This window comes from Candidatus Methanarcanum hacksteinii, assembly GCF_964305265.1.
Taxonomy (GTDB): domain Archaea; phylum Thermoplasmatota; class Thermoplasmata; order Methanomassiliicoccales; family Methanomethylophilaceae; genus Methanarcanum; species Methanarcanum hacksteinii.
In genome coordinates this window covers 461547-477262 of sequence record NZ_CAYATA010000002.1, presented here as the reverse complement: position 1 = coordinate 477262, position 15716 = coordinate 461547, and the positions used below count along the sequence as shown (strand labels likewise).

Annotated in this window: 15 protein-coding genes; 5 read left to right on the top strand and 10 right to left on the bottom strand. The window is 49.0% G+C overall.

Going from position 1 to position 15716, the window contains the following annotated elements; translation table 11 throughout:
- The first annotated feature begins 20 nt into the window (after positions 1-20).
- The 3 genes from ACI2NF_RS03330 to speB all read left to right on the top strand — a co-directional run bounded on the left by ACI2NF_RS03330 (position 21) and on the right by speB (position 2069).
- Positions 21-671, top strand: coding sequence for a formate/nitrite transporter family protein (locus tag ACI2NF_RS03330; protein ID WP_400211058.1), 651 nt, complete (start codon positions 21-23; stop codon positions 669-671).
- Between the two features lie 140 nt (positions 672-811).
- Entirely contained in the window at positions 812-1195 is a 384-nt protein-coding gene (locus ACI2NF_RS03325; RefSeq protein WP_177971449.1) for a translation initiation factor IF-5A, read from the top strand.
- Positions 1196-1205: 10 nt separating this feature from the next.
- Positions 1206-2069, top strand: coding sequence for an agmatinase (gene speB / locus ACI2NF_RS03320; protein WP_400211057.1), 864 nt, complete (start codon positions 1206-1208; stop codon positions 2067-2069).
- Here the strand turns inward: speB and ACI2NF_RS03315 are convergent.
- The 9 genes from ACI2NF_RS03315 to ACI2NF_RS03275 all read right to left on the bottom strand — a co-directional run bounded on the left by ACI2NF_RS03315 (position 2059) and on the right by ACI2NF_RS03275 (position 11411).
- Complete coding sequence (locus ACI2NF_RS03315; RefSeq protein ID WP_400147802.1) at positions 2059-3411, bottom strand: hypothetical protein; 1353 nt, start codon at positions 3409-3411, stop codon at positions 2059-2061. The two genes, speB and ACI2NF_RS03315, sit on opposite strands and share 11 nt — an antisense overlap.
- A 65-nt stretch (positions 3412-3476) precedes the next feature.
- The gene (locus ACI2NF_RS03310) at positions 3477-3695 is read right to left on the bottom strand and encodes an LSM domain-containing protein (protein ID WP_177971446.1); all 219 of its coding nucleotides are present in this window, start codon (positions 3693-3695) and stop codon (positions 3477-3479) included.
- Positions 3696-3820: 125 nt separating this feature from the next.
- Positions 3821-4318, bottom strand: coding sequence for an SMC-Scp complex subunit ScpB (scpB, locus tag ACI2NF_RS03305; RefSeq protein WP_400147800.1), 498 nt, complete (start codon positions 4316-4318; stop codon positions 3821-3823).
- A 1-nt stretch (position 4319) separates the two neighbouring features.
- Positions 4320-5207 (bottom strand): chromosome segregation protein ScpA, encoded by an 888-nt coding sequence (locus ACI2NF_RS03300; RefSeq protein ID WP_400149393.1) that lies wholly within the window; start codon positions 5205-5207, stop codon positions 4320-4322.
- Positions 5204-8860: a chromosome segregation protein SMC gene (smc, locus tag ACI2NF_RS03295; RefSeq protein WP_400153059.1), complete on the bottom strand. Its 3657-nt coding sequence runs from the start codon at positions 8858-8860 to the stop codon at positions 5204-5206. Before smc ends, ACI2NF_RS03300 begins: the two co-directional genes overlap by 4 nt.
- Before the next feature lie 128 nt (positions 8861-8988).
- Complete coding sequence (locus tag ACI2NF_RS03290) at positions 8989-9765, bottom strand: HAD-IIA family hydrolase (RefSeq protein ID WP_400152581.1); 777 nt, start codon at positions 9763-9765, stop codon at positions 8989-8991.
- Positions 9762-10301, bottom strand: coding sequence for a uracil-DNA glycosylase family protein (locus ACI2NF_RS03285; protein WP_400147792.1), 540 nt, complete (start codon positions 10299-10301; stop codon positions 9762-9764). The genes ACI2NF_RS03290 and ACI2NF_RS03285 overlap by 4 nt, the downstream gene beginning before the upstream one ends.
- On the bottom strand, positions 10298-10822 hold the full coding sequence (gene pyrE / locus ACI2NF_RS03280) for an orotate phosphoribosyltransferase (protein ID WP_400147790.1): 525 nt from the start codon (positions 10820-10822) through the stop codon (positions 10298-10300). Before pyrE ends, ACI2NF_RS03285 begins: the two co-directional genes overlap by 4 nt.
- Positions 10823-10826: 4 nt before the next feature.
- Positions 10827-11411: a CDP-2,3-bis-(O-geranylgeranyl)-sn-glycerol synthase gene (locus tag ACI2NF_RS03275; RefSeq protein WP_400147788.1), complete on the bottom strand. Its 585-nt coding sequence runs from the start codon at positions 11409-11411 to the stop codon at positions 10827-10829.
- Between the two features lie 118 nt (positions 11412-11529).
- On the opposite strand from ACI2NF_RS03275, the gene ACI2NF_RS03270 reads away from it, so the two are divergent.
- Both ACI2NF_RS03270 and ACI2NF_RS03265 read left to right on the top strand, forming a co-directional pair.
- Positions 11530-11889: an ArsR/SmtB family transcription factor gene (locus tag ACI2NF_RS03270; protein WP_400147787.1), complete on the top strand. Its 360-nt coding sequence runs from the start codon at positions 11530-11532 to the stop codon at positions 11887-11889.
- 2 nt (positions 11890-11891) lie between these two features.
- Positions 11892-13784: a heavy metal translocating P-type ATPase gene (locus ACI2NF_RS03265; RefSeq protein WP_400211056.1), complete on the top strand. Its 1893-nt coding sequence runs from the start codon at positions 11892-11894 to the stop codon at positions 13782-13784.
- 9 nt (positions 13785-13793) lie between these two features.
- Here ACI2NF_RS03265 and ACI2NF_RS03260 read toward each other — a convergent pair whose 3' ends face one another.
- Positions 13794-15680 carry an ATP-dependent DNA helicase gene (locus ACI2NF_RS03260; RefSeq protein ID WP_400195856.1) on the bottom strand — a complete coding sequence of 629 codons (1887 nt, stop codon included), beginning with the start codon at positions 15678-15680 and terminating at the stop codon, positions 13794-13796.
- Positions 15681-15716 lie beyond the last annotated feature (36 nt).

The following is a 15716-nucleotide window of genomic DNA, read 5'->3' as shown; positions in this document are numbered from 1 at the left end:
ACAGGATTCGGTGTTATCAGATGGAATCGAGAAGATACTATGAAAGATCTCTTGTGAGATCGATTTTAGCAGGGATGGCGATCGGTATCGGTGGGTGCGTATTCATCGGTTGTAGCCTACCGAAATACAATGTCCCATGGGTTGGCTCAATTCTGTTCGCTGTCGGCCTCTGTTCCGTATTCATGTTCGGATTCGATCTGTACACAGGGAAGGTCGGTTATGCTGTCAACAACAAGATCGACTACATACCGTACGTGCTTGTAGTCATCCTCGGTAACTTCATCGGAGCGATGGTCTTGGGTTACATCGCCCCCGTCAACATAGCGGAATTCTCATCCACGTTGTTCTCTGGCAAATTAGAGGACGTCGATTATCTCAGGGTCTTGTTCAAAGGTATCCTCTGTGGAATACTGATGTACATAGCTGTCGACTACTACAAGAGGGAGAAGAAATTCCTTGCTGCGATGTTATGTGTCCCGACCTTCATAATGGCTGGATTCGAACACAGCATCGCAGATATGTTCTACTTCTGGGCCGGATTCTTCGGTGATGCGAGCGCATTCGCATTCTCTGAGGGTTTATTGTTCCTCCTGGTGGTGTTGGTAGGTAACGCGATCGGTTGCATGCTGATACCGTTCTGTCAGAAATTCATGTATGAGGAGAAGGATTAAGGGGCCATCGATAACCCTTATAAACAAATAGGGATATGGGTGCGCCAGATAATCATGTGTGCACAACGTGAAATCCGCCTACCCTCTGGGGTGAACAAAAGGTATTTCTCAGCCCACATGCTGTAAAATGAGGTATTGAAATGGCAGATTGGGAGACCAAAGAGATCAGAGAATTGAAAGTCGGAAGGTATGTCAACATCGACGACGAACCTTGTAAGATTGTATCTATCGACACATCCAAACCTGGAAAACATGGATCCGCTAAGGCGAACATCGTTGCGACCAGCATCTTCACCGGTGCAAAGAAATCATTGGTCGGCCCTGTCAGCACGAAATGTCAGGTACCTCTCATCGATAAGAGGAAGGCAACGATCCTGTACACGAACGGATCCGAAGTCTCGGTCCTTGATGCAGAGACCAACCAGGAGGTCGTCATCGAGATCAATGATGACCACGAGTGTTCACTCGAGCCTGGAGCAGAGATCCTGTACATCGTCGCGATGGACAGAATGAAACTTCTGTGAGGCGAGTGACATGCCTTTCGGGACCGGATTTGCTGATGCGGAATCGGACTACAATGATGCAGACATCTGCATTTACGGCATCCCGTATGATAAAACAGCCTGTTTCAAACCAGGTGCTAGAGAAGCACCCGGTGCGATCAGGCGCGCTTCCTATAACTTCGAAGCGACACATTTTGAACATGGTAGACACCAGAGAGAACTGAATGTCTACGATTATGGAAACTGTGATGATTTCTTCTATCCAGAAGATATGATCGACGAAGTGAAATTCGTCATGAAACCTGCGATTGATGACGGTAAGTTCACAATCGCAATGGGCGGGGACCACGCTGTGAACATCCCCATCATCCAAAGCTTCGAGAAGAAGGATATCGCAGTCATATCCGTCGATGCCCACCTGGATTACAGGGACACCTACATGGGCATCCAGAACAGTCATGCCTGTATCACAAGAAGGGCTTCCGAGCACCTTGGTGTCGATAATGTCTTCGTACTTGGAGTACGTTCGATATCCGACGAGGAATTAGATTCCGATGTTGTCATCCCGTACATAGATGCGTATCAGATCCATGATAAAGGTATGGAATGGGCAATCAAACAAGCACTCGATACCGTGAAGAATGAAAAGGTCTACATCACATTGGATATAGATGGTATCGACCCCGCATTCGCACCAGGCACAGGTACACCGGAACCGTTCGGTCTGCACCCACTCGATGTGAAGAAACTCATAAACATGGCTGGAGACCGTCTTGTAGGATTCGATGTCGTAGAGGTAGCGCCTCCATTCGATCCAAGCGGCATAACATCCATGCTCGCTGCAAGATACATCAAAGAAGTCATTGCAGTGTACGGAAAGAACCTCAAGTGTTGATGTATCTCTCTATATCATCAGAGAAGGTATCTGCCAACTCTTTTGCAGTATCGATATCAGATGATTCAGCCATCAGTCTGATCTTATGATCGGTACCGGATGGTCTGATGAAGACCGTTCCATCATCCATCTTGAAATGGACGCCATCAGCACATTTGACCGCGTACATGGCATGCAATTCGGAGATCATGTCCATCACAGCATCCTTCATCCCTTCCGGACAGTCAATGTCCCTTCTCTCCACAGTGTATCTGGGCAATTCCGACATCTGCACACTGAGCGGACCATTCTTTGCTATGGCGCACAACATCTTAACTATCGCCATCCCAGGATCCCTACAATATTGATGATTCGCAAAGATGTATCCTCCAGAACCGTTAGCCCCGAATGGTGCGGACGTCTCCTTCATCTTGCTGATGACCCTCAATGTACCCGATTGGGATTGTTCGGGCACTCCGCCCTGTTCTTTGATTATATTCTCCAATCTATTGGATGAATCCACTGTGTAAACGATCGCAGAACCAGGATGTGCGGATTGGATGTACTTCGATATGATGGCGATCACCTGATCGACCTCCATGTGCACGCCCTCATCAGTGACGAATTTCACGCGATCGCCATTGATGTCGGTGGCGATCCCTAGATCCGCACCGTTTATCCTGGTCAATTCCATGAGATCGATTATGTCATCCTGTGACTTCCAATCCGACCTACCTGGGCGATCCACACTGAGATCGGAATTCAATGTCACGACTTTGACACCCAATCTCCTCAATATGTCCGGTAACTCCAACGATGATGGGCTGTTCGCACAATCCATCACGACGGACAGATTAGCCCTTTTGATCAGTTGAATATCCGTATTCCTCATGATGGATTCCAGATATGGGCGATATGCCATCTTCTCCACGACGTCGATATGTCCGATCTCCGATGCAGATTTCATCCTTATGGAATCGTTGTAATTGGCCTCGATCTTCGATCTACCGCCCTCGGAAAGTTCGATGCCGTCACTGAAGATGCATTTGACACTAACCATGTCATCGCTGCCGTCGAATGATATTATCGATATCCCTCCAGCGAGATTGTCCTTGTCGCCGACATACATCTGCATCACAGACAAGGGCATTATGCCCATATCGAGGACATCACACCCCGTAGCTGTCAACCCTGCAGATACGGAACATTTGATCATATCAGACACGGAACGTCCATCCGTGACCATTGCCAATGTGCCGTTGAAATATTTGCCTATGGCCTTCCCGAGTTGTATCGCAGCATCGACTGTGAATTCGTCCCTGACGCTTCCGCGTATACCTTTGGTACCGAACAACCCTACCATAGAAACACCTTATCGATATCTCGATGATATAATAAAAATGGATTGAGGCCGAAGGCCTCGTCCGATCATAACAATGCGATACTTACCACATTATTTCCACGGAGAACGACCGTTCCAAGTCTCCTCTCATCCGCGGATGCTGTCCTCTCGACGGTCTCGTCGAGGACCATGTTCATGTACTCATCGTATCCAGTGAGCTTTCCCTCAAGGACTCTTCCGTCTTTGAGCAGGAGAGAGATGCGTTTATCCACTGTCTTTTCCAATAAAGCGAGGGGCATGACCATGTTTATCAACACGACAAAACAAAGTAGCGGATATATACCTTTGTATCAAAAGGCTTCTTTCAGTACTAGGGTGATCGTTCGAAGGGATTTATATCGGCCCCACATGGGGCATGGGGCCGAGAATATTATCTCTGTTTCTTATCGATCCAAGCGCGGATGTCCTCTTTTTTAGTACTTCCGATGCCGAAGTATTCGGAGAATTTCTTCGTTGTCGTGAGCTCGGCGGACTGTCCAACACGTTTCTTGGAAACGAGACCCATGTCCACCAATGTGCGGACATCATCATACACCCTTGCGCCGAGGTTCTTGAACAGCTCGGATTGCATGAGAGGCTGATTGTATGCTATCGTCACGAGTGTCTTCATCGTGCCTTTGGTGATCTCTCCGTCGGAGGTCTTTCCAGCGACATGTGTGTACTCCTCGCGCAACTGCATCAGGTATTCCTTGCCGGTCTTGATTATCTGGATCGCTCCCTCTCTTCTGTTGTAATCATCGATGAGAGATTCCGCAGCATCATATGCGCTCTCTTCCGACAGACCGGTCTTCTCTGCAAGGTCCCTCAGATGGAGCGGACCGGAGGCTGAGAACAACGCAGCCTCCACCAGCCCTTTATCGAATATCATGTCACATCACCGCTTCAGCGACCTTGATCGATTCCTCTGCATCCTCGAGTTTACCTGATGACCAATCGACCTTGATGTCAATCATGATCTCACCGTACGGGAGGTCATCCTGCCATATCGCAAGTTTACCATCCCTCACCAACTGCAATGCAGACCAGAACACCGTTATGTTGTTGTCCATGTCAGCTGTGTAGAGGTCCGACAACGGAAATGCACCTGTACCGATCTTCTGGATCCTTTCCCATACAAGCTTGACATCGCTATCATCAATCTCCCTGTGAGCCATATTGTCGAACTTCTTGGGCTCCATCTCCTTGAGCCTCTGGCGGGTCCTCTCCCTCTCCTCGGCGATCTCCATCTGCTGACGGGCCTCATCGAAAGCATCCAACAACTCGACCATGGATACAGGCCTCGTAGGGGTGCGTGTGTACAATCCCTTCAACTGGATATTCGGTACACTCAGAGACTCCACATCTCCCATAGCGTCGAAATCCCATGAATCGTCGAACTCGAACAGATCCTCGACCTCATAGTTCCTGTCGGATTCCTTCTTGGTCTCATCCGACTGCAATCTGAGAACCTTCCATGCCATGAGCATGAGCTTTCCTGCAACGATGATGTCGAACTTACTCATGGTCACTTTCTTGGTATACAGCCTGACGAATTGCCTCAGATCTATCGCCCAGGGATCAAAATCCCCTTCCAATACCAAACGGAACACCGTTCTGATCGATTCGTCCGTATCATCCTGCAACCTCTCATGGTCCTTCTCCTCACCCAAGACCTTCAGATACCTGTCGATCTTCTCGGAACTGACCGAGTCGTTTATCATCGATTTGTGGAACAGAAGGTGCTGTTCCATCTCCATTGTCGTCGCATCCCCACTCATGCTATTCCCTCCTTTGCCTGCTCCTCCGCGATCTTACGCTGAGCCTCCTCCTCATACTTGGAGACCTCAAGGAGATCCGGTTGGATTATTATCTTGCTCACGCCGTTCGGCGGTCTTGTCACCCCGATGAGGTGATCCGCCTTCTTCAAGGCCACATTCCTCAATGAGACCTGTATGAACTGTGTCTTCGCAGAACTCTTCTGTATGCGTTCTGCGACTATCTCCGCATTCACGGAATCAAGGAACATGTCCACCTCATCCAACACGTAGAATGGCGATGGTTGGTGTTCCTGTATAGCGAAGATGAAGGCCAATGCTGTAAGGGACTTCTCTCCTCCTGAGAGCGCCTCCAATTTCAGCAGCTTACCGTTCCTGGGCTTGGCGTTGATGTACAACCCGCCCTTGAACGGATCATCCTCATCCTCCAATGTCATCGATGCCTCTCCGCCGCCTGATATCTCAGCGAAGATCGTCTTGAAGTTCTCACTCACTCCGTTGTAGACGTCCATGAACAACCCTTTCTTCTTGGAGTTCAGATCCTCCATCAGAGCAACGAGTTCATCGATCTGATCGTTGAGCTTCTTGACCTCGTCCACGAGACGATCATACCTTGCCTTCTTCTCATCGTATTCATCGATGGAGTTCATGTTGACTTTACCAAGTGCTTCGATCTCGTTCTCGCATCCTCTTATCGTACGTTTCAGAGTCTCCTCGGACGGTATCGGCTGTTGGACCTCGAACTTGATCTGAGCTATCTCCGCCCTGAAGATCTCGATGTTCTGGTCGCAGATTATGATTGTAGCCTCGACTGATGAGATGTAGGATTCCTTGGCTTCTATCTGAGAGGTCGTGGTGGACAGATCCGAATCAGCCTTTGACCTTCTGACCAACAGATCCTCCTTCTTGTCCCTGAGTTCCTGAATGCCGGATTCCATCTCAGCCTCCATGGCCTTGAGTGCATTCAGCTCCACAGCATATTCGGATGATTCCTTGGATGCCTCCTCGATCTCCTGTCTCAATTTGGTTATCTCCTCATTGAGTCTGTCGATGTCGTTGTTGATGCGTTCCTTGGCGCTATCGAATCCGGATTTCTCCACCCTCTGTGCGGAAAGAATATCCTTCACGGTGTTGATTGCATCCGATGCCTCGTTGATGATCTTCCTTGCATTCGAGAGGCGCCTCTGAAGCTCTGTCGGCGCTATCTCCTCGATACGTGCCCTGGCCTTGTTCCTCTCCGCCTTCAATGCATCGAGCTCGTCTGACATGGCCTTGTCCTTCGAGACGAGTTCGGATTTCTCTGATTGTATCTCTGCATAGGCCGCTTTCTTCTCATCGACCATCTGAATAAGGCGTTTCTTGGACTCCCTGTATTCCTTGAGCTGTGCTTCGAGTGCTGCGATCTTACCTTTCAGTTCGATGCTGCCAGCACCTGCATTCCTCATGCCGTCGTCCGCCTCGCGTATCTGGTTGCGTATGTCGGCGAGTCTTGATTTTATGTTGTCAAGGGATGCTTTTGCCGATGACAGTTTCGCACCGACCTCATCCAACTTGGTCTGTGATGCAGCGCCGAACTTCAATGTCGTGTTCGGCCTGATGCTTCCTCCGGTCATCGCGCCCGATGCTTCGAGCAACTCTCCGGATTTCGTTACGATCCTGACGCCGCCCATGAGGCGCCTTCCAGTGTTTATGTTGTCAACTACGATCGTATCCGCGAAGACATACCAGAACACCGAGCGATACTCGGGTTTGAAGTCTATCAGGTCGATCGCATATCCCAATGAATCCTTGACGGACATTATGGCCTTCGCACGAGGCTTTCCCTCGGTCATCTTGTTCAAAGGTAGGAGTGTCGCCCTTCCGTGGCCGCCTCTCTTCAGCTCGGAGATGATATCTGCTGCGACCTGATCGTCATCAACGACGATGTGTTGCATCTTACCTCCGGCAGCGACCGATAATGCTGTCTCGAACTCCGGATCGACACTCGCCAACTGTGCGACCGTGCCATGGATGCCTTTGATCAATCCCTTGTCCCTCATCTCGAGGACAGCGGATACCGCCTCGCTTCCACGGGATGCTTTCTCGGATGAACGTTTCTCGATCAGGAGATTGTTGTATTCCTCGCTCAGTTTGCCCATTGCGGAATTGATGTCCCTCTCCTGCTTCTCCAATTCGTTCTCCTGCTGCTTAAGGGCAAGGATCCTGTTCCTGAACGTATCGATGTCCACGATAGGTCCTGCTTCCTTCTTGACCTCGGAGAGATTGTACTCTGCATCCTTGATCTGGAATTCCACATCGGACAGGTTGGTCTCAGCCTGACTGATCTGACGGGACATCTCATCCTCTTTGGCCCCCACACCTGTCAATTTGGAGCGTATCTGAATTCCCTCATCAGATTTCTGGTCGATCCTCGATTCCAACTCCTTGAGTTTCTTATCGAGTGCGGCATGTTCGCCACCAAGTGCCTCCATCTCCTCTGAGATGCTCTTCTCTTCGTCTCTGGCGGCATTGAGGCTCTTCCTCTTGGATTCCAATTCCATCTCGGATTCTCTGATGGATTGGATGATGCTCTGCAATTGGGATTCGTTCTCTGCGAACTCCTCCTGATATTCCTGAAGATCGCACTCGTCTTCGGATATCCTTTCCTCGTTCTTCGAGATCTTGTCATCCGCCAGTGCTTTCTTGATCTTCACATCGTCTATCTTCTTCTTGAGTTCGGAGTATTCTGGACCGACACGAGCTTCGATCTCCTTCTCCGTCTCCGCTATGCCCTCTGAACATTCCTCCATGACCCTGTTCAGTTCGACCTTCTTCTCACGCAGGGATGCGATCTCCTTGTTGGCCTTGTCTATGGCTTCGAGCGTCGTGTTCTTCTTCTCGATCTCGTTCGCGAGATGCCTGTGCTTGAGCTGAGCGTTCGCCATATCCAATCTGTCCTTGAGTTCGATATGTTTCCTGGCGACCTCCCTCTCCCTTTCGAGACGCTTGAGCTGTTCCTCCAATTCGCCTATGACGATGTTAGTGGATTGCATGTTGGCATCGGCTTCCGCCCTCTCCCTCTCTGCGGCTGCGATGTCTGAATCGTAGGATTCTATACCGGAGATCCTGTCGATGACACGGCGCCTCTCCACCGCACCCATCTTTGTGATGTCGGTGACATCACCCTGCTGTACGAGGTTGTAACCATCAGCGGATATCCTTGCTCTTGTCAATAATGAATCGAACTCTGCGAGGTTCGATTTCTGATCGTTTATGTAGAATGATGAGTAGTAATCCTCTCCATTACCGGCCATCTTGACGACACGTGTGAATCTGACCTCGTCAGAATTCCACGACAACATACGGTCGGTATTGTCAAAGACAAGGGTGACCTTCATGAAGTCCGCCCTTCCAGAAGACTTATTGCCGTTGTATATCAGATCCGTCTGCTTTCCCGCACGTACGACCTTAGGACTCTTCGGTCCAAGAACGAACATAATCGCATCAGTGATGTTTGATTTCCCTGAACCGTTCGGTCCAGTGATCGCCATATAGCCTTCCATCAAAGGTACTGATATCTTCCCTCCGAATGATTTGAAATTCTCCATATCTACTCTTTTCAAGTACACGTCCAACAACCCCTCGACGGGGGCGATTGCGGCACATACCGCATGCATCCCACTTGCGCGCTTACGCGCGACAAAGTGTATGCTTTATAAAGAATATAAATATATGTCTGGGTGGAAATGAAAAGCGATAAACGGACCTAGGATGTGCATTCGTCTATCGTCGAATAGTTTTTCATTCAACCATCAGGGAAGATTGTCTCGATTATATCTGCGACCGAATCCAATACATATGTTGGTTTCACATCGCTGTGCTCCAGATCCTCCAACTTCGTCTCTCCTGTCAGGACCAGTATGGATTGAAGGCCGTTGTCGTATGCCATCCTTATGTCCGTATACAAACGATCACCGACCATCGCCACTTCTTCTGGCTCAATACCCATCTCTGCAGCCGCCATCTCGAGCAGAAGACGATTCGGTTTACCTATTACCAAAGGCTCTTTGTTGAGAAGATACCTATACATCGCTATGAATGCGCCAATGTCTACATCATAATCATCCTCTGTAGGGCAGAGGTCATCAGGGTGTGTTGCGATGTATTCCGCGCCTTTCTTTATGAAAGCGTATGCCTTGTTTATCTTCTCATACGTCAACTCCCTATCGAAAGATAGGAGAACGATATCTGGATTCACATCATCCAGTGGGATCTCGTATTCCTTGACGTCCTCCATGTACGATTGCGTACCGACGACATACACCGTCTTCCCCTGACGATTATCCTTCAGAAAACGCAACGCAGCCGTGCCTGACGTCAATACATTCCTCATATCGACATCGAAACCCATCTTGGACAATTTCTCAAAATACATCCTCTTGCCCTTGGAGGAATTATTCGTGACAAACATGTACGGTATGTTCCTCTCATTCAAGCCTTTGATGAACTCATCAGCCCCAGGGATGACGTTCATCCCTTTGTAGACCGTTCCATCCATATCTATGGCCAAACCCTTGATCATAACATCGCCTCCTTCACTATGGATATCGTCCTCATCAACTCCTCTCTGGCGAATTTACGGTATATGCATGCCATCGGATGATAAGTAGGCAGGAAATTCACAACATTGCCTCCTATCGTGACCGTTTGTATCTTGTTGACGATATCTGCCATAGGCCCTTCGTATCCGATGATATCACGTATCGCACTCTTCCCAAGTCCGACTATCAACGAACGTGATTCCAACTCACTATCGAGAAACGGTCTGCATGCGGACATCTCCTCTTGAGTGGGATCCCTATTATTCGGTGGACGGCATTTCACAGTGTTCGTTATCATGACCGATTCCCTGTCTATCCCTGCCTTCGCGAATGCGTCATCCAGGATCTTACCCGCCCTTCCGACGAATGGTTTCCCCATAAGGTCCTCGTTCTCACCAGGGGCCTCGCCTACGAACACCACTCTAGACTCTAAGTTCCCACTGGGAAGTACGATGTTCGTCCTCTCCCTACATAGGGGACAGAGATCACAATCCGCCTTCGGTCTGATCATATTCATTCCAATAACTCTGATGCTCTGACGAGTGGGAGGAATCTCACACCGATCTCCTTGAGTGCCTCGGCCCCTCCTGCTTCCCTGTCTATCACAGAGAATATGTCCTCGACGACCGCGCCTGCATCCCTGAGGATGCCGATCGATGTTACGGATGAACCCGCGGATGTTATCACATCCTCGACGACAAGGACCTTCTCTCCAGGATTCAATACGCCTTCGATCATCTTTCCCGTACCGTGATCCTTCTTCTCTTTCCTGACCATGACGTACGGTATCCCTGTCTCCAAGGACAATGCTGTAGCGAGAGGTATGGAGCCTAGAACGATCCCGGCGATCCTATCAACTTTGATATCCGTCGTATGTAACTGTTCCGCCATCGATTCGGCTATCAGCTTCAATACCTTGGGATTCGTACTCGCTTTCTTGATATCGATATAATACTTTGATTTGGCACCTGATGCAAGCGTGAAATCACCGAATTGCAACGCGCCACAATCCTTCAATGCATCCACTAGAACGGACATATCATCACCATGGTTCATTCTTGACACCGAGTTTGTATCCTATTATGTTCACGCCTCTGTGTATAACGAATGTTATGATGAGTATGAACACGAACGCCCATATGTGTATCCCTTCGAAGAAGTTGGCGTATATGAAATCGGGATAGAATAACGTCGTGAGAAGGAACGCTCCAACGACGAAATCATATTGATCCAAGATAGGTGCCTTCTGCCCCCTCTCCATACCAAGTCTTCTCTTCGTGAATGCTCCACAGAGGTCTCCGAGCAAAGCACCTGTGGAAAGACAGAACATGATACCTATGTTACTCCAGAATGGTCCGAATCCGAAATAGTTCTCAGGATCGAACGGATATGCGATAGCAAGTTGTAACACACCAAGGAGCACACCTGTAAGTATGCCCCATATGAACCCTGCCCATGATTTTCCATCTCCGAAGATCCTTTTCCCTTTCCATGTCTTTCCAAAATCCATCTTGACCTTCCCCCATCTCTTTCCGATGAGTGCGGCGTTGGAATTCGGAACATAAGCTGGCAGGAATAACCACAATCCTAGGGCCATCACTGTCAGGACATCCATAATCTCTGTCATGAGGTCCGTATCCCGCCTGATAGATATTAACTATCTTATCTATCGGAACGCTAGGGATGTCGATAAGGTTTATATCATTTGAACGGATGTTCAATTGAACAATCATTCAAGTGATAAGATGAAAGACGATGGATGCTGCAGATTTGATGACGCCCACAACATGAGAGAACTCGTTAAGATGATGCCATCAGAATCCGAGTTGTTCGATCTATCCGATCTGTTCAAACTCTTCGGTGATAGCAGTCGTCTGAAGATCCTCTTCGTTCTCAAGGAAGGCAAGGAGCTCTGCGTGCGTCACATATCAGAATGTTTAGGTATGTCAATGTCCGCAGTGTCCCATCAACTGAAACCTCTGAGGGATGCGAAACTTATCAAATCGAGACGCGAAGGCAAAGAGATATACTATTCTCTAGACGACGAACATGTGGATGAACTGATCACGATAGCATCCATACATATATCAGAACTGGAAGGATGAAGATGAATTCCGAGAATATTGAACTGATCTTGGGCACGATAGCGCTTGTCGTCTGTCTGATCATGGAACATGTGATGCATATAGGCGAGATGCCGATGATCATCGTTTCCATCGTAGGATACATAATCGTGGCGCATAGAGTCGTCATCGAAGCCATCAAGAACATCATCAAAGGGGATCTCTTCGATGAAGAGACATTGATGACAGTAGCGACGATAGGTGCATTCTTCGTCGGAGGGTATTCCGAAGCTATCGCCGTCATGTTGTTCTTTAGAATGGGTGAGGAGATCGAGGGATTGGCCGTTGGAAAATCCAGGTCATCGGTAAGATCCCTCATGGACCTTCAGCCCGATACAGCCAATCTTGTGGATGGCGATGATGTGATCACCGTGGAATCCGATGAACTCGATATCGACGACATCATCTTGGTGAGAGCAGGAGAACGTGTCCCTGCCGATGGTATCGTGATCGACGGAACATCCTCCATGAATACGATGAGCCTCACAGGCGAATCCATGCCCAGGGATGTGTCTCCTGGGGACAACGTATTGAGCGGTTTCATCAACATGAGCGGTGCGCTCAGGATCAGAGTGGAGAGGAAGACTCAAGAATCCACAGCATCCAGGATCATGGAGCTCATGGAGGATGCAGAGAGGAACAAATCAAGGAGCGAGAGATTCATCACATCATTCTCAAGGGTATACACTCCGATCATCCTTGTGATTGCGTTGATGGTCGCTGTCATACCTCCATTGTTGTTCGGTGGGGAATTGTCGACGTGGGCGTATCGCGCACTCACGATATTGGTCATCTCCTGCCCATGTGCATTGGTGATATCCGTCCCATTGTCATTCTTCTGTGGCATAGGGAAGGCATCATCCGAAGGCATACTCATCAAGGGAAGCGATTCGATAGAGACGATGTCCAAGACAAGGACTGTCATCATGGATAAGACAGGTACACTCACCAAAGGGATCTTCGCGATCACCGATGTTCATCCTGAAGGCATAAGCAAGGATGAATTGGTGGAATTGGTCGCAGCGATCGAATCCTTCTCCGACCACCCGATGTCGAGACCGTTCAGAGAGATGGATGTCGGGGATCATCTCATAACCATTGTCAATGAGGTCTCTGGGATGGGCATCAAGGCCATGATCGATGATGATGTCGTTTGTGTAGGCAATGTGAAGATGATGCATGCCGAAGGCATCGATATCATGGACCAGGATGTTCCCGGGATACTGTTGCATGCATCATGTAACGGCGTGTATCTTGGATACATAGTACTCGAGGATCAACTCAAAGAGAGTTCGAAAGAAGCTGTTTCCGATCTGAAGCATGATGGTGTGAGAACGGTCATGCTCACAGGGGACAGATTGCATGTTGGAAAGATCATCGCAGAAAGACTTGGCATAGACGAGGTGCATGCTGACATGTTGCCTGCCGATAAACTCGATAAGATGGAGGATTACCTTGACCCTACTGGGAAGGGTAAGTTGATGTTCGTCGGCGATGGGATGAATGATGCCCCATCGCTTGCGAGATCGGATGTCGGTGTAGCGATGGGCGGTATCGGATCGGATGCCGCGATAGAGGCTGCAGATGTCGTGATAATGTCCGACGATCCCTCCAAGATCCCATACGCTATCAATCTCTCCAAGAAGGTCATGACGACAGTATGGGTGAACGTCATAGCGGCATTGTTCGTGAAATTCGGATTCGTATTCCTTGCGATGTCCGGACTCGTGACGATGTGGGCAGGTGTGTTCGCTGATGTTGGGATCATGATGCTGTGTGTACTCAACTCGATACGTATCCTCGGAAGAGGTGCTCTGAAGAACGTGATCAAAGCGGATGTGGAAGAAGAACATACGTGCTGTTGCGATCACTGCTGAATGAGATGATCATTCATTCTCGAAGAATGACCTGATCCTTGGGATAATATCATCATGACCATCGATGTCGAAACCTGGGAGGGCCGGTACCCTCCTATCCAGGACGACACATACGCCTCTGTCCGTCTCAGACCTTATCAGCCTGCCGCGAGCCTGCCTCATCTTCCTGATCGTGGGAGTCCTGACCACATGCTCCCATCCGTTCCCGAATCTGAAATCGGAATAACGTATCAATGACTCCATCTTTACCGTGGGATATGGATATGGTATGCCAACGATGATGGCGATCTCAAGATCCTTGTCAGGGAAATCCAATCCCTCGCTTATCCTCCCTCCAGCTACCGCGAACAATACGCTACCTTCGGACGTACGGAAATTGTCCACAGTGTCCATGAGATCCATCTGCGACATGCTCCTCACTTCCACATACACATCACGCCCGGTCCTCTCGGGCACATCATCGACGATGAAACGATTCATCATCTCGTACGATGGGAAGAATACTGCGACATTCCTCACGACGGTCTGAACTATGCGCACGACCCAATCTTCAAGGTATGATATCATCTCTGGTTCCCTCGACATATCATCATGCCTGGTGGTCACATCCGTCGCACAGAGGGTGAGAAGATTCGCTGGATCGAATGGTGACTTGAAACTACGCATGACTGCATCATCCAGGCCCAACTCCTCCGCATATTCCTCGAGCGGTTCCAATGTACCCGACATGTGTATCGATGACCTGCAGGATCTGAAGGGTTCTGCCGCCAGATATGGATCCATGCAATATGCCTCGAATGATATCCTGTCCCCGCCATTGATCAGTTTCGCAAAACACTCATCATCGCAATCCATCCATCTGCGGATGAATGAACCCAATGACCTCATGTATGACCTAGGGAGTTTTCTCATCTCCTTCTTCTTCGCGACAACGATCTCCCCGAGATCGATCAATGATTTGCATATCGTATCCAATGAGTTCGATGTCACCATCAGACGTGACATCAACTCCTCCTGTAGGAAATGCGGAGGGATCAGGCCATCATCCCCTTTGAGATATTCTTTAGAAGCGACATCGAAGCATACGCGCATGACATTGGTTATGTCCGTTACACGTATGTCCTCGAATACCACAGGATCTCCCCATTCCCCAGCTTCCTTATCTACATAATCCAAAGCACGCCTGGTGTATTCGGTGGTGATTATATCGCGCAGATAATCAGGAACGTTATGCGCCTCATCCACTATGATCACGAGATCGGACATTATCACCTCCATCCATCCGAGGAATGCCAATCTGGATGCAGGCGAAAGGAGAAACGGATATGGGGCGCATACGACATCCGCGAATGGGATGGCTATCTTACTCATCTCGTATGGGCAAAGACCCTTCTCAAGACAGGCCCTTTGGAATGACTCGGGATCGGGAAGATTCGTACGCATCTCAGAGATCAGCACATCGACATCGATATTGCTGATCCTATCGAAATATGGGCATCCGCCTTCCTTCCCTTTCCTCTTCTTGAACTCCGAACACCATTTGGAAAGTTCATCGGGCGAACCGGATGACAGCTCCGGATCAGAGGACATCATAGGGCATGTCGTCGGAGTTCTACCTTGTATGGCCACGCAGAATGTGCTGCGTTTAGCATTGATCATGCGTATCTCTGAGATCACTTGCTTCTGCTGTGATTTTGTCCTCGTAAGATACAATACCTTGAATTTGTGATATGGTTGATCCTCAAGTACGCCGACCAAAGAACAGATGGTCTTCCCTGTACCGGTGCCGGACTCTATGACGGCGTTGCGTCTCTCCACAACCGCCTTCCTTATGAACTCGACCAGTTCCTCCTGTTCACCTCTTGGAACATACGGGAAAAGAGACATGTCGGTCATGTTGAGAACTAATAATGATATATTATTTAATAACAA

Bases quoted from the DNA above. Each gene is read 5' to 3' on its own strand.
- ACI2NF_RS03330 (WP_400211058.1), top strand. From the start codon at position 21: ATGGAATCGAGAAGATACTATGAAAGATCTCTTGTGAGATCGATTTTA.
- ACI2NF_RS03325 (WP_177971449.1), top strand. From the start codon at position 812: ATGGCAGATTGGGAGACCAAAGAGATCAGAGAATTGAAAGTCGGAAGG.
- speB (WP_400211057.1), top strand. From the start codon at position 1,206: ATGCCTTTCGGGACCGGATTTGCTGATGCGGAATCGGACTACAATGAT.
- ACI2NF_RS03315 (WP_400147802.1), bottom strand. From the start codon at position 3,411: ATGGTAGGGTTGTTCGGTACCAAAGGTATACGCGGAAGCGTCAGGGAC.
- ACI2NF_RS03310 (WP_177971446.1), bottom strand. From the start codon at position 3,695: ATGGTCATGCCCCTCGCTTTATTGGAAAAGACAGTGGATAAACGCATC.
- scpB (WP_400147800.1), bottom strand. From the start codon at position 4,318: ATGATATTCGATAAAGGGCTGGTGGAGGCTGCGTTGTTCTCAGCCTCC.
- ACI2NF_RS03300 (WP_400149393.1), bottom strand. From the start codon at position 5,207: ATGAGTGGGGATGCGACGACAATGGAGATGGAACAGCACCTTCTGTTC.
- smc (WP_400153059.1), bottom strand. From the start codon at position 8,860: ATGCATGCGGTATGTGCCGCAATCGCCCCCGTCGAGGGGTTGTTGGAC.
- ACI2NF_RS03290 (WP_400152581.1), bottom strand. From the start codon at position 9,765: ATGATCAAGGGTTTGGCCATAGATATGGATGGAACGGTCTACAAAGGG.
- ACI2NF_RS03285 (WP_400147792.1), bottom strand. From the start codon at position 10,301: ATGAATATGATCAGACCGAAGGCGGATTGTGATCTCTGTCCCCTATGT.
- pyrE (WP_400147790.1), bottom strand. From the start codon at position 10,822: ATGTCCGTTCTAGTGGATGCATTGAAGGATTGTGGCGCGTTGCAATTC.
- ACI2NF_RS03275 (WP_400147788.1), bottom strand. From the start codon at position 11,411: ATGACAGAGATTATGGATGTCCTGACAGTGATGGCCCTAGGATTGTGG.
- ACI2NF_RS03270 (WP_400147787.1), top strand. From the start codon at position 11,530: ATGAAAGACGATGGATGCTGCAGATTTGATGACGCCCACAACATGAGA.
- ACI2NF_RS03265 (WP_400211056.1), top strand. From the start codon at position 11,892: ATGAATTCCGAGAATATTGAACTGATCTTGGGCACGATAGCGCTTGTC.
- ACI2NF_RS03260 (WP_400195856.1), bottom strand. From the start codon at position 15,680: ATGACCGACATGTCTCTTTTCCCGTATGTTCCAAGAGGTGAACAGGAG.